At 63.0% G+C, this 13226-nt stretch carries 18 protein-coding genes; 2 read left to right on the forward strand and 16 right to left on the reverse strand.

The window, feature by feature from the left end:
* Positions 1–41 precede the first annotated feature (41 nt).
* From J2753_RS02040 to J2753_RS02095, 12 genes are all read right to left on the reverse strand, one after another.
* Positions 42–1358 carry a hypothetical protein gene (locus J2753_RS02040; RefSeq protein WP_209489977.1) on the reverse strand — a complete coding sequence of 439 codons (1317 nt, stop codon included), beginning with the start codon at positions 1356–1358 and terminating at the stop codon, positions 42–44.
* Complete coding sequence (locus J2753_RS02045) at positions 1355–2116, reverse strand: hypothetical protein (protein ID WP_209489979.1); 762 nt, start codon at positions 2114–2116, stop codon at positions 1355–1357. Before J2753_RS02045 ends, J2753_RS02040 begins: the two co-directional genes overlap by 4 nt.
* Positions 2113–2304, reverse strand: a complete 192-nt coding sequence (locus J2753_RS02050; RefSeq protein ID WP_209489981.1) for a hypothetical protein — start codon at positions 2302–2304, stop codon at positions 2113–2115. The genes J2753_RS02045 and J2753_RS02050 overlap by 4 nt, the downstream gene beginning before the upstream one ends.
* Positions 2301–4070: a hypothetical protein gene (locus J2753_RS02055; protein ID WP_209489983.1), complete on the reverse strand. Its 1770-nt coding sequence runs from the start codon at positions 4068–4070 to the stop codon at positions 2301–2303. Before J2753_RS02055 ends, J2753_RS02050 begins: the two co-directional genes overlap by 4 nt.
* A complete protein-coding gene (locus J2753_RS02060; protein ID WP_209489985.1) occupies positions 4070–4375 on the reverse strand; it encodes a hypothetical protein in 306 nt (101 codons plus the stop codon). The genes J2753_RS02055 and J2753_RS02060 overlap by 1 nt, the downstream gene beginning before the upstream one ends.
* 257 nt (positions 4376–4632) lie before the next feature.
* Complete coding sequence (locus J2753_RS02065) at positions 4633–4956, reverse strand: hypothetical protein (protein ID WP_209489987.1); 324 nt, start codon at positions 4954–4956, stop codon at positions 4633–4635.
* Positions 4953–5513 carry a hypothetical protein gene (locus J2753_RS02070; RefSeq protein WP_209489989.1) on the reverse strand — a complete coding sequence of 187 codons (561 nt, stop codon included), beginning with the start codon at positions 5511–5513 and terminating at the stop codon, positions 4953–4955. The genes J2753_RS02065 and J2753_RS02070 overlap by 4 nt, the downstream gene beginning before the upstream one ends.
* Positions 5506–5871 (reverse strand): hypothetical protein, encoded by a 366-nt coding sequence (locus J2753_RS02075; RefSeq protein ID WP_209489991.1) that lies wholly within the window; start codon positions 5869–5871, stop codon positions 5506–5508. The genes J2753_RS02070 and J2753_RS02075 overlap by 8 nt, the downstream gene beginning before the upstream one ends.
* 43 nt (positions 5872–5914) lie before the next feature.
* A complete protein-coding gene (locus tag J2753_RS02080; RefSeq protein ID WP_209489993.1) occupies positions 5915–6427 on the reverse strand; it encodes a hypothetical protein in 513 nt (170 codons plus the stop codon).
* 1 nt (position 6428) lies between these two features.
* Positions 6429–7919: a hypothetical protein gene (locus J2753_RS02085; RefSeq protein ID WP_209489995.1), complete on the reverse strand. Its 1491-nt coding sequence runs from the start codon at positions 7917–7919 to the stop codon at positions 6429–6431.
* A gap of 2 nt (positions 7920–7921) precedes the next feature.
* Complete coding sequence (locus J2753_RS02090; protein ID WP_209489996.1) at positions 7922–8251, reverse strand: hypothetical protein; 330 nt, start codon at positions 8249–8251, stop codon at positions 7922–7924.
* The gene (locus J2753_RS02095; RefSeq protein WP_209489998.1) at positions 8248–8502 is read right to left on the reverse strand and encodes a hypothetical protein; all 255 of its coding nucleotides are present in this window, start codon (positions 8500–8502) and stop codon (positions 8248–8250) included. Before J2753_RS02095 ends, J2753_RS02090 begins: the two co-directional genes overlap by 4 nt.
* Before the next feature lie 306 nt (positions 8503–8808).
* Here J2753_RS02095 and J2753_RS02100 point away from each other — a divergent pair, with 306 nt between their 5' ends.
* Positions 8809–8994, forward strand: a complete 186-nt coding sequence (locus tag J2753_RS02100; RefSeq protein WP_209490000.1) for a hypothetical protein — start codon at positions 8809–8811, stop codon at positions 8992–8994.
* Between the two features lie 13 nt (positions 8995–9007).
* Here J2753_RS02100 and J2753_RS02105 read toward each other — a convergent pair whose 3' ends face one another.
* On the reverse strand, positions 9008–9205 hold the full coding sequence (locus tag J2753_RS02105; protein WP_209490002.1) for a hypothetical protein: 198 nt from the start codon (positions 9203–9205) through the stop codon (positions 9008–9010).
* Positions 9206–9249: 44 nt separating this feature from the next.
* Positions 9250–9855: a site-specific integrase gene (locus tag J2753_RS02110; protein ID WP_209490004.1), complete on the reverse strand. Its 606-nt coding sequence runs from the start codon at positions 9853–9855 to the stop codon at positions 9250–9252.
* A gap of 160 nt (positions 9856–10015) precedes the next feature.
* Here J2753_RS02110 and J2753_RS02115 point away from each other — a divergent pair, with 160 nt between their 5' ends.
* Positions 10016–11605, forward strand: a complete 1590-nt coding sequence (locus J2753_RS02115) for a hypothetical protein (protein WP_209490006.1) — start codon at positions 10016–10018, stop codon at positions 11603–11605.
* Between the two features lie 206 nt (positions 11606–11811).
* On the opposite strand, the gene J2753_RS02120 is transcribed toward J2753_RS02115, so the two are convergent.
* Positions 11812–12024, reverse strand: coding sequence for a hypothetical protein (locus tag J2753_RS02120; RefSeq protein WP_209490008.1), 213 nt, complete (start codon positions 12022–12024; stop codon positions 11812–11814).
* 135 nt (positions 12025–12159) lie between these two features.
* Positions 12160–13200, reverse strand: a complete 1041-nt coding sequence (locus tag J2753_RS02125) for a Cdc6/Cdc18 family protein (protein WP_209490010.1) — start codon at positions 13198–13200, stop codon at positions 12160–12162.
* Positions 13201–13226 lie beyond the last annotated feature (26 nt).

Genomic DNA, 13226 nt, shown 5'->3' on the forward strand with positions numbered 1-13226 from the left:
AGGCGTCGGTAGCGGCTCCGACGACGGCGTTTCCGGGTCGCTCACTGCCGGACCTCCACGCCGCTGTAGCTGATGTCTACCTGCCCCTGAAAGTCGTAGCGGCGGTAGGGGTTCGGCCAACTCACTTCGACGTAGTTCACCGAGTCCCAGATGAAGCAACTCCCGACATCGAGGAACTTCGGCTTGCCCGAGGGCAGTGCCACGTCGCCGAGGCCTGCCCTCGAGGACGAAGGGACGGGAGTTCGCGGCATCGTGGCGAACCACCGCTCCTTCTCGAGGACCTTGTGCGTCGGCTCGCTGAGCGAGTGGCTCATCGCGAACATGCTCCCGTCCTTCTTCCGGAGCTTACCGTACCGCTTCGGCCACTCGTTCACCTTGTCCTTCTCGTCGTGTTCGTTGTCCTCCGGGTTCTCTGGCACGAGGTCCCCGAATTCGTCAACGATCAGCGTCGTGCGGTGCAGGAAGACGTCCCGCTTCGCCCGGACCTCCAGGAGTGCGTGAGCGTAGTCCCGCAGCGGCGTGATCTCGTTGGGCTCATCGGCCTCTGGCCCGCTGATGTACGTCGCGTTGACGAGTTCCTCGCACAGTCGAAAGTGCGGATCCGGAAGCACGCCGTAGATCCCGCCCGGAACGACCTTCTCGAAGATGTCGATCGGGTCCGTGTAGCGCACGACATCTCGGAAGATGTCCTCGAGGTCGATCTCGACATCCGGCAGCTGGTAGGCCGTCGGCTTCGCCACCGCGTTGATGTCGACGCCAGCCGGCGCCAGAATCGTCATCCACGGCGCGAGCGGCAGGACCTCCAGCTCGTCGAGCGTCAGCGCCCAGATGATCGTGTCGTTGTTGATCTCAGCGTTCCGGACGGTGCCGACGACGTTCAGGAACGAGGACTTCCCACGGCCCGGCTTCGCGTGGCCGTGTACGTCCTTCCCGCCGTCTTCGAGGACCGAGTGATACTCGGGGTGCTCAGCAAGGAACTCCATCGTCTTCCGGCGGGTCTGAGACGTGTCCTCGAACATCCGCATGTCGTTGGCCTCGAGAGCCGCCTTCTCCGCGTCGTTGACGTGCACGAGCGCGTTGAGGTACGTCTCTGGGTACTGGAGAACCGGACTCTGCTCGCCCCGTTCCAGCGCCCGCTGTTCCCGGCGCAGTGCTTTCCAGAACGGAGTCATGCCGAACTCCCGGAACATATTCGCGCCGTCGTCGTGGCGATTGATCGTCTCGAACGCCTGCCGGCCGTTCTTCTCGTGGTACTTCGCCTGCCGGCTGGTCAGGTGGGGTTCGAAGTCGTTGGCGAGCATCTCGCGAACAATCTTCTCGCCGTCTTTTTCGTCTTCAGCAGATGTGGCAAAACTCATGTCTCGAAGGTCCTCTGTCCGGATTTCACTTCGTCAACCGATTCCTCAGCCATGGACGCTTCTTCGCGGAGCGCCGCGTTGAACACGCTCAGCACGCTGTCGGCAAGCTCGAGGTGAAGGCTCGCGTCCTCAACGCGAGCATCCCCGTCGATCGTCAGCATCCGCCACCAGCGGCTCCAGATCGCATCGTGTGAGAGCCCGCCGTCGATCCCGCGCGACGCCTGGAGTACCGAGCGGACCCACGTCGAGAGGTCGTCGTGATCTCGGAGGCCGCGAGGTTGCTCCGGGTGCCGGCCCAGCACCTTCTCGAGTGCCGTCCGCTGCCGCTGCACGAGTTCGTCGAGTGCTGGACGCATCGCCAGCCAGCGCTGCTCGCCGAACTCCTCGGAGCCGCCAGACTCGTCGGCGTACTGGGTGCTGCTCTGGGCCATGATCCGCATCGACACGGAGCACGCCTCGAGCAGTTCGTCGTCGCGCTGCAGCCGGCGTTCGAGCGCCTCGAGGTCCTCGATCTCCCCCGAGGCCCCGCCGGCCTCCCCCACCAGTGCGGCCGTCTGCTGCCGCGACCGCAGCACGCGGACCGCCCAGTCGTCGTCGACGCGTCCGAGCGTTCGAGCGGACGCCTTGTGCATCCAGAGCAGCAGGTCCGCCCGCGTGTCGAACCCGTCCTCGAGTTCCTCGAACATCTCCTCTTGGGCGAGGGTGAGTTCGTCGACGGCCGGTCGAACCAACTCCCGCCGATCGCGGTTGTCGATCACTGTCGATCACCCGCCTCAAGCGCGAGGTACAGTGTGGCCAGCAGGGTGGCCACCACGAGCAGTGCAGCCACGACGACAGCAGCGACCCCCGGCTCGCCAAGCTTCTGAACCGCCGCGATGACGACCTCGAAGATCGCCACCAGCGGCCGAGTCAGGAGGGAATAGGCGGCTCCCGAGAAGTCGATCATCGTCGATCACTCTCCTTACCGCCGTCTGCTGCCGCTCTCGTGTCTCCTCGAGCGTTACCAGGATCCTCCCGCTGGTCGTCTCGAACGGATCCGAGACCGAGTAGCCGGTCGAGAATCCGCTTCTGGTCCTTCTCTCGAGAGTCCATGAGCGACATGATCGTCTGCGCGAGCTCCTCCTCGTGCTCGCTGTCGTCGCTCTCGAGTTCCTCGAACGTCTCGGCGACCGTGTTCTCGTGCTTCTCCGAGACCCGGATCGCCTTCGCCTTCGAGGCCATCCCGGGAGCGAACCGGATATGCGCCCAGCCGCTGCGGACTTGAGACGACGAGTAGGCCGCGCCGATCGTCCCGACCGCGGCCGCCTGGGTGCCTACTCCGACCACGAGGCTCGCGATCAGGCTCACGAACGCCCACGCCGCGAACGCGGCAGACAGCCGGTCTTTCGACCAGCCGTCGCCGACCGTGTCCGGGACCTCCACGTCCTCGGGGTCGATATTCTCTGACCCGTCCGGCAGTTCGTCGCGGGTCTCTTTCAGGTTACTCAGCCCGACGTCCAGCGACGGCCACTGGACCTCGAGGAGGTCGCCCTCCTCTTCGGCGACGTAGATCTTCGCGTCGGCGACCTTCGATCCCTCACTCGAGTCGTTGTGGAGTTCGACCCGGCTTTCCATGTCGGAGAGGTCCAGAACCGGCCACTCAGCATCTGTGAGGGCAACTAGCAGCCACTTCTTCAGACTCCCCTTCTTGACCAGCTTCAGCTTTGATCCGTCGGGCACCACGTCGAACTTCGTTGCCGTCTCGTGCACGACGTCGGGGACATCCTCGCCGAGTGCGTTCGTCGAGCCCTCGGTCGTCACTTGCTCCAGAGCGACCGACTTCGTCGTCTCGGCGTACTCAGTGGTCGCGATGAACGCCATGCCGACCGCGACCAAGCTGAGTGAGTACGGGGCCGTCACGATCAAATCCGCGATCCGGCCGAGGTACAGATACCCGGCCATGTAGGCGAGGAACCCCGGCACCATGATCCACCACGCGAGGCCCTTCCCGGGCGGAGCACCGACCGCATCGACGGCGCGGAACCCGCCAAAGATCGCGAGCGGGACGCCGATAAACACGACCGCGAAGAACCGCGTCGACGCCCACGCGAGGAAGCTCGCCCAGTTGTCGCCGAACGGGAGCGAGTTCGTCGTCGCGACCGGGTCGTGCGGTGCAACCCAGCGCGCTTCCGAGTAGCCCTCGATCCAGATGCTGACCATCTTCTTTTCGTCGGTATTCGGCAGCGAGACGGTCACTGTGTCACCGCCACCGTTCAGCGTCGCTTCCTTGGACCTGTGCGTCTGGTTGAGAGCGGCCGGCTCGGTTCGGGTCTCGTTCCCCTCGCCGATCGTTCGGGTTCCCTCCTCCCACTGCACGACGTGGATCACGATGTCCTCAGTCGGTGCGTTTTGGGTCCTCGAGAAGTGGAACGTCACCTCGTTCGTGTCGATGGTCTGTCCGGGGGTCACGACCTTGTCGATCGCCCACTCCGGCGAGTTGACGTCGCTCATCTCCTTGATGAAGTTAGTCTCCTCGTAGGCGACGTAGACCATCCCGTCGTCGCCGAGGTAGCGACTGCTGGGGTCCTGCCCCTCGATCTGCTGGCCGCGCTCTGAGAGCTCCTCGTAGCTCCACGAACCCGAGCCGTCGGCCTGCCCCGCAACAGCGATTGCCGGCGACAGCGCCGTCAGCACGGCCAGCACGGCCAGCACGACCACGAGGAGTCGCCGCATTAGTCCATCCTCCTCGCGACGAGAGCCGCCACCAGCAGCGCCATGGCGATCACTAGCACTTGGGTTCCCGAGATCAAGCCGAGGAGCGAGCCACCGATCGCCACGATCGTCCCGAGGTTGGCCGCTGCCAGCGGCGCCGCCAGTCCACCACCGGCTACGCTCACGACCGCGTCGAGAAGCTGTGTCCCGACCGTCCCGGCGATCGCGACGATCCCGACGCAACGCGCCCGTCCCATCGAGGAGTCCCTTAGATCGGCGCTCAGCGCGATCTGCCGTCTTCGATATGACCTCGCTCGCGTCGTCATCGTCCTCGGCCTCGTCGAGCGCCCACCAGAGCAGCAGCCCGAGGACGACGAACCCGAGGATGATCGGGTCCGCCGCCACGATCGCCGCTACTGCCTGCAGTACGCCCGACTGAATCCCCAGCAGCACCGCGCCGAGGATCACGAACACGAGCACGATCTTCGATCGCTGGCCCATTTCCTCCATCTCCAGATCCATCATCGGCGCTCTACCTCCGGTCTGGGTGCCTGTTCACCGTCGTCTCTGCCGATTCTCTCAGTCATCGTTCTGAAATCTTCTTTTTGACTTTGTCGATGAGGCCGTCCACGATGTAGGCCGCGTAGATCGCGCCAGCCACCAGAAACGCGTTCTGGGCCAAGCTGACGGGGATCCACGACAGCATCGAGGCAAAGGAGTTCGTCAGCGAGATCAACGGGAACCACAGGCCCGACGTCACCCCGACCAACTCGACGATCATCGCGAACGTCGAGAACATCGGATCGAGCAGGCCGAACCCGTTACCGAAGAGTGCGAACCCGCCCATAATCGCCGCTGACGGACGCTTCAGCACGTCCTTCATCTTCTCTTTGAATCCGTTGATCACGAGGAGTCACCTCCGAGCAGCCCCCAGACGAACGTCAGGGCCGCGTCGAGCAGGCTCCCGATCACCGGGACAGCGCCGAGAAGGTCCGTCAACGCCGGGATCAACGCCGGCACGACCTCCTCCGCGGACTCGATAACGATGAGGAACACCAGGGCTGCCATCAGTGGCGCGGTCCAGCCCATCGCGTCGATCAAGCCGATCACCGGTGACGCGAGGCCGGAACCAAGGCCGAACAGCCCACCGCCGATCGCATCCCCCAGCGAGATCACGTAGCCCACCAGCATCGTCGGCACCGACGCCGCCTGTCCGACAGCCTGCAGCGCGAGCGCGACGACTGCCGTCACGAACCCGAACAGCTCCTCAAGGAACCAACTCAGCATCGTGCCGACGATCAACTGCCGACGGTAGCTCTGGTCCATGACGAAGCTGACGAGTTGGCCAGAGACATCGGAGAGGTTGCTCAGCGAGTCCGGAACCGAGAGGTCGCCCCACGACGTGACCACGTTGATCAACCCGCCGCCTTCGCCGCCCTGATCGGTCCTCGAGCCCTTAGGCATCGTCAGCCTCCCGGAGGATCACGAGATACCCGAGCACCAGTGCGATTGCCACGACGATGACCAGCGGGTTCGTGACGCCGCTCACCACTCCGATCAGCCCGCTCCATCCCGTCGCGCCGATCTCGATCAGCGTCCCGACGACACCGAGAACGACATCGACGTAGAACGAGGCCAGAGCGTTGAACAGCATCCTCGGCGCCGCCAGAATGCTCTGGATCACCGTCGAGATCCCGATGCCGACCGTTGACATCGCGATCCCGGCCAGCACCATGGCGAGCGAGCGAAGGTCGACGCTCGTGCCGCCGTCGGAGAGGAATCGGCTCGTGTTGATACCGTCGTCGCTGCCGCCACTGCTCATCGGCCCCGACCTCCTTTAAGTAGGGGTGTGGCGGCGTTCATCGTTATTCGTCCTCGTCAGCGACTCCCGAGTCGTCGTTGTTCAGGATCATGTCCGGGACATCCATCGCGAAGCCGATCACGTCGCGGTCGACGTAGTCCAGATACCACGCGACCTCCCACGCAGTGATCAGCGCGATACCGACCCCGACGGGCGTCTGCAGGACGCCGAGGAGACCGAACCACCCTGTCCCGAAGCTCGCGATCCCGGCGTCGAACGCGGCGCCGATGAAGCCCGCTAGCCCGCCGAACGTCGCCTCGTTCAACTGCGGGATCAGCCCCGCGAGCGCATTGAAGACTGCTATCGGGACGTTCAGAATGGCGTTAAACAGGTCCCCGAACCCGAGTGCGAACACCAGCGCGATCGTGCCGATGATCGACTGGCCGAGGCCCGTCCATCCCATGTCCTGGATCAGGTCGCTCGAGGTCGACAGCAAGCTGCGAGCCCGTTCTGTAGACCGGGCGGTGTAGCCGCCTGATCCCCCAGAGCCCATGTCCGACGGCTCGCTGCTGGACATCTCAGTTCCCTCCGCCGAACTTCCGGAGGACGCCGAGGACCGCGACGATCAGTCCCCCGATCACCGGAATCGAGCCGATCCCGCCGGAGGACTTCCCGCCCGTCCCGCCGCTGCCGCCGGATTGGTGGTTCGAGAGCTGGTCAGCGTCGACTTTGAACTCGAAGACCGCGAGGTTGCTCTCGCCCGGAGAGACCGACGAGTCGGCCTGAATCGTGTCGCCCTCACCGGAGAACTGCCCGGTCAGGTCCGATCCCTCCGCGGCGCCGACGAACTCGCTGTCGAGTTCTGCGCTCTTGTCGACGCCCTCGACGTGCTCAACCGACAGCAGTCGGTCGTTCGTGACCGTCTGCGTGATGTTCACGCGCTGGTTGCTCGGCGTCAGGTCGTAGGCGTCGGGTTCGCCGTAGCGCACGGCGATTTTCACCTTGCCCGCGTAGGACGGCCACTTGTCCGTCTCGGTGACGTTCAGGTAGACGTCGTCGGCGCTCTGATCCGCGCCCGTCTCCACAACCTGTACGTCGACGCCGTGGATCGTCGCGGTATCGAACGAGGAATCGAGCGTGTCGAGGCCGGTCAGGCTGATTGCGCCCGGCTCCTTGATCTCGGTGATCGACTCCGTCGCGTCGCCCGGCTCGCTGTCGTCGTCGTCGCCGTCGACGGCGGTCGTGCCGAAGCTGTACGGCGACATCTTGTCCAGATTCAGCATGGAGACGGAGACGTCGGCGTCGCCGTCGACGACGCTGACCTGCACGCTCTGGATGTTGTCGTAGCCGTCACTGTCCGAGTCGGTGGTGTTCATCGCGCCCAGCTGTGTCTGGAACAGGTATCCCTCCCCAGTGCTGTTCGCGATCAGGTCCTCGCCGCTGCTGCGCGAGGGATCGACGACGGCCGTCTTAATGTCGCCGTCCTCGTCGACGACGCTGACCTCGAGCGCCGCTCCCGACTCGATCTGGTTCACGTCCATCGCGAGCGAGAGGTACCGCTTGTTCTCATTCGAGGTGAGCGAGAAGTTCGAGAACGTCGCCGTCGCCGAAGCTCCGGAACTCAGCGTCCCGTCTGTGTCGAAGCGCACGGCGTTGAGACTCGGCGCCGTCTCGACGTTCGAGACCGTCGCTGCGGACGAGTTCTGGCCACTCACGGACCACTCAGTGGCCGTGAGAGCGCTGACGTCTTCCTTCGCGTGTGGGAACGCACCGAAGTCGTCGAACTCGATGTCGGTCGCGACGAACGATACCGGGTTCGCCACGTCCTCGTTGACCCGAGCGTTCATCGTCACGATGTCCCCCGAGTCGTCCTCGTACTTCCGGAGATCCTCGCTCGAGGTCCCCCACGACATATTGTGGACCGCCTTCGTCTCTGTCCGCTCGTAGTTGATCTGTGGTGCCGAGTCCGCGCCCCAGTTGACGGCTCCCCCGGTCGCTGCGAGACCGGCAGAAGTCGCGAGCAGAAGCACGAACGCAAGCGATGCGACTGTCTTGGTGATCTTCTTCATCGTCAGTTGTTAGAGTCGCTTTCCGGGCGACGAGTCCGTTTTCCCAGGATCGGGAGATCCGGGTCGATCCTCGCGATCCAGGCTCGGACCTCACCGAGCCGCGAGATCGCGATCAGCGTCGCACCGTAGCCGACGATCATGCCGCCGGCGCCGGCCGCGAGGTCGCTGACCATGATCAGGCTCTCGCCGTAGACCGCCGCCTCGATCGGCTCGGCGACGGTCCCAGCAAAACACGCCAGAATCCCCAGCAGGAGCAGCGCCATGCCGATCTCGTACAGAAGATCTGCCACGCCGTCCAGCGTGATCGAGACGCCTCGATCCTGTTCGCTCACTGTTCGCCTCCGTCCGCCACTGGTTGCCGATCCGCAGTACTCGTCGGCGACCGTGATCTCGAGGCGCGACCGAGCAGCTTGCCCGCAGCTGCCAGCGAGATCGTCGCGAGGCCGAGCGCGGTCCCGGCGATCGTCGCCTCGAGCGACGAGAACACCGGACCTCCCAGCATGATCTCGTGAGCCGCGACGTAGACACAGACCACCGCAAAGAGCACCGCAAGCACCGCCAGCGCGGCGCGTGCTGCATTCATCGGCGCCTCCGTTGCCACCGCTGCGGGTGGATCCTGTTCGCCTCCTCGTCGGGGAGTCGTCGGTCCCCGTCCTCGTCGTAGGTCATCGCTTAGCCGACGCTCGTCAGCGCCGAAAAGTAGCCGCTGGTGGGCCTCTCGGCCCGGACTTCGTCTGATACCCATGGTTCTCGACCGGGCGTCCCCGGCCGATACCAACGAATGGCTACGGCGGTCCCTAAATCGGAGAAAATCAGGGGATAGCAAACGGGATCCGTGAGATTCTGTTCGGATCTGCCGTTTTAAGATTGATCACGAGAGTCCAGACGTATGGGCATCAACGATCGGTTCGCCGACTGCCGGACTGCACAGGAAAGCAAGGGGAGCGTGACAGTCACGATCCCCAGCCCACTCGCCGAGGAGTGGGAGATCGAGCAGGGAGACCAGATTCCGTTCTACGCAGAAGAGGGCGACGACACGGCCGAAATCCGGCGCCCGTCGAAGCGCGACGACTGACCTCGGATTTTTCTCAGACCGTTACGAGGACCCATGTTGTCACTGCCGCGGTGAAGACGGAAACCGCGACCGTGAGATACGTCATCCGGCGCTGAAGAGAGGCCATCTCCTCGCGATGTTCCTCGAGGATTTCATCCATCTCTCCGCGGTGGTTGTCGAATATCTCTTCCATCTGGTTGGGTCCCGTCCCTCCGCCGCTCATTCCTGCCATACCCTATCTGTCTTCCCGAGAGACATGAGTAATTTGACCTCGCTTTACGCCACCCCTGCCTTCTCGAACGCCTCGTTCACAACGCTCGGTGTCGGGGCGTTCAGGTAGGGCTCGATCGCTTGGAACGAGTCCCAGCCGCCGACTTGCATGACCACTCGGGGGTTCATCTGCCAGTCGACGAGGAGGCGTTGGGCGAACCGGCGCCGGAGATCGTGGCTCGAGACGTAGCGGAAGTCGTCATCGCCGGTGGCCTCGGCCGCGCGCTTGGCCGTGCGTTTGACCGCCGCTCGCACACCTCGCTCGGTGAGGTCGACGAACTGCTCGTAGCGGTCGATGTCCTCCGCCGACTGGTAGCGGTGGGTCGCCCCCTCCACGTCCCGCGGGAGATAGGCGTCGCGAGGCTTCCCGCCGTTCCCGCTGGTGTCTTTCCCCTCCGGGACGCGCAGCCGGAAGTGCTCGCCGTCGTCGGTTCGCTTGACGTGGGTCGGCCGGATCTGTGGAATTTCGAACGATCGGAGTCCGACGTAGCCCCCAAGCTGGATGATCAGATCGTCCCGATGATTCGAGGCCGCTCGGCGGAGTTCCTCGAGCTCGTTGTCGGTCATCCAGCACTTGTACTGATCTGGCTTGTTGGTCGCCTCCAGTCGCATGGAGTCTTGTATAACAAGTCCGCACATAATGGGTCAGTTCCGACCGGGTTTGGGGCGTGATCAGCCCGCTTCCCCCGGGGTTCGTTTCCGACTTATACGAAAAGTCGGCAGGTGGTGAGCGGACCGAAGGGGATAACTTACCAACAGTTAGTGGTTGCACATGGCCATCAACCGACACGCACTCGCTGCCGGAGCCGTCGTCGCTCTTCTCTTGCTGGCAGGATGTGGGAGTATCGCTGGTGGAGGACCGAGCGCCTCCAGTCCAGAGGCAGACGTCATAGACGGCACACCCGTGATCACGTTCAACTACAGCGTCGATGACTATACCTCAGTTCTTCTGGAATCGCCGTCAGGAGACGTGATCAACGAAGGAACTCTTGAGCCAAACCAAAGCACCGGCACTCTCAGGATGGGGGAACCGGTCGAAGGGACCTACAAGATCATACTCCAAACGGGAGGGGAGACGGCCGCTGAAACGTCTGTCTCGTTCAACGGTTCCGACGCCTCGGTAGAGACCACGTCCGCCGTCTGGGAGCGGAACAGCCTGCAGGAGGCAGAGGTCACCGTACGGAACTCGGGGGACCTACCGATGAAGGTGTCTGAGGTCGCGCTCTCCACCGACGACACCACCATCAACGAGGAGTACGCGTACGAGTGGATAGCACCGGGCGAAGAGAAGAGGCTCAGTCTCTCGCCGAGCTTCGAGTCGATCGAGGCCACCGAACGAGGGACGTTCGAGGGCACCGTGATCGTTGGCACTTCGGGCGGGACCGTCGATGGGACCTTCAGCAAACGATTCGAAGGAGCGAACCTCTCGATCACAGATACGTCTGCAGAGTGGAACGGCGGAAATCTGGAAACGGCGACCGTTACTGTCGAGAACAGTGGCGACCTCCCAACCGAGATAGAGGCGACTATCGAATCGTCCGGAACCGATCCTCTCGCTACGTCTGATCAGATAGCTATCGCTCCGGGGGAATCGAAAACGCTTGAGCTTGGGTCGCTGGGGCCGATCTACGAGTCGACTGGAGGAAACGTGTCGCTCCCGGTCGTCGTCAACTCCTCTGTCGGCTTCGAGACTACCAAAATCACTCACGACGTTGCCCCTGCGAGCGTCAAACTCGTCTCGGTCAACACCGAATGGCGAAACGGTGGCCTGATTTCGGTGTCCTACACCGTCGAGAACACGGGAGACGTGGCGACGGACTTCTCAGTTTCTTTCAAAACGGGCGGATCTGAGTTCGGGGTCAGTAGCCAGAGGATCGAGGGTGGTAGCAGCGCTACGTTCACCTATTCCGGCACTACCTACTCGAACGGACCCATCTTCAACGCAGTTTCCGGCGGCGACTTCCCGGTGACTGTGGCGATCGACAGCGGGGACGGAAGCGACTCGATGACCGATACGACGACGCTCGGGGAGCCGGACGTTTCGGTTAGCGGTACAGATGCGACGTTCTTCGATCAGTACGACTCTGAACTCACCGAACTCAGTACCCTGTCGTTCGACATCCAGAGCACCGGTGATATCGCGCTAGTCTACGATGAAGTCCGTATCACCTTGGACGGTTCTTCCCGCTCAAAGACACTTTACTCAGATACGGTGGTTGCACCCGGCGGCAGTGAAACGCAGTACATGACGCCCAGTGACTCAATCGCCGTCGAACCGGGTAGCTATCAGATGGAGATCGTGCTCCTCTTCGACGGGGAAGAAGTAGCGAGCGATACGGTGACCGTCTCTACAGGTTCGTAAATCTGCTGTGCGACAGATCCCTCCGATTGCATGATGGCCCGGGAGTCACACCGGTACAGAAGACATCCTCTATAGACCTTCAATAGGCGGTTGACGGTGTGATGAAGATTTATCACCAGTGGAACCACAGATAGGGATGTCACCTATTGGTAGGTGGCAACCAGCAAAATAACGTAAAAAATTCCGAATTAGCCTGACGACGCAGGCTAATCGGTAAGGCCGTGGGCGATGAGGACCGCGAGCAAAGCCCAGCCGAGTGGGTGGCCTGCTTGGATCAGGCCAAATGCCGCGGCCGTCATCGCGCTGTCTTTGTCGACCGCCATCGTTTCGCTGCCATCTTTCAGACAGCAAGAAGACACATCCGCCGAATACCCAATAACGATTTGGATCCCGGCGCGTTTGGAGTAGTACAAACTCACTTGTGAAGACTCGTATAGCCATATTAGCGGATTCTGAGAAATTGGATGCCTCCTCCGGTTCGCAGTCTACATATAAAGGGTGGCTGGCTCTGTTCATCACTGCCGAACCGAATAGCACGCCCTACTGGGGAAGAATTACGCCACCCGTCGTCCCCGAAGCGGCGCCTTCAGTTGGTCGTCGACGGCCCACCAGTGGTCCCATCGCGAAGAGCCGTCCCCGTCACAGGCCACGAGGTCGTATCGCTGGAGCTTCCGTCGGTACTTGACCACCGCCTGCCGTCCTCGAGGGTTGTCCGAGCGCTCTCGGTACCGCTCCATGATCTCCGCTGGCCGGAGACCTTCCTCTCCGGCCTCCCTGATTACCCGGTAGACGATGTGGTGCTGGCGCGAGAGGCTCGCGAGTAGCTGCTCGCGGATGCGCGCCTTCGCGTGATCGAACGAGTCGCCCACGTCTTCGTCGGTGACGGAGGTATGGCCGCGCTCCTCGCCGAGCTCCACCGCGCTCCGGAGTGACTGGACTCCATAGCGTGCCGATCCCGCGACCTCGTCGGCGATACGTTCCAGTTGGTCGTCGTCGATCACGCCGGGCTGGAGTCCGGTATCGACTCGAGCACGGAGAATCTCCATCATCGACGGGACTGAGTAGGGCTCGAACCAGATCTCCGGCGCGTGTCGGAGTCCCTTGACGGCGTTCGGGATGCTCGCGATCGCCTCGGCCTTGTCGTGGCCGATGCAGATCAGGGAGATGCCCTCGATGTTGGTGAGATCGACGAGGACCTCCGGCACCTCGAGACCGTCGAATTCATCCAAAACAACCACGAACGGCTCCGATTCGACATCGTCGAGTTCGGTGAGAAGTTGCGTGGTCCCCATGCCGTTGTGCTGAGGGACCGAGGGATGCTCGGCGGCGATGTCGCGGAGCAGCTCCCAGCGAGAGGCGCCGACGCACTCAACGAGCGCGAAGCCGATCCCGTAGTCGACGCTCAATTCCTCGAGGAGGTAGCGCGCGGTCGACGTTTTGCCCGCGCCACTCGATCCGATCATCCAGCACGACTCGGCCGGTTCCCCTTCAGCCGCCGGCTCGAGCACGTCTGAAAGCTCGTTGAGTTGCGTCCCCCGCCCCGGGAGGTCTCTCGGCAGGAAGTGCTCGGTGAAGACCTCTCTCCTGCTGAACATGCTCTATTGGTGATGCGACGGGGGGT

The organism is Halolamina salifodinae (genome assembly GCF_017874235.1).
In the GTDB taxonomy this organism is placed as follows: Archaea; Halobacteriota; Halobacteria; order Halobacteriales; family Haloferacaceae; genus Halolamina; species Halolamina salifodinae.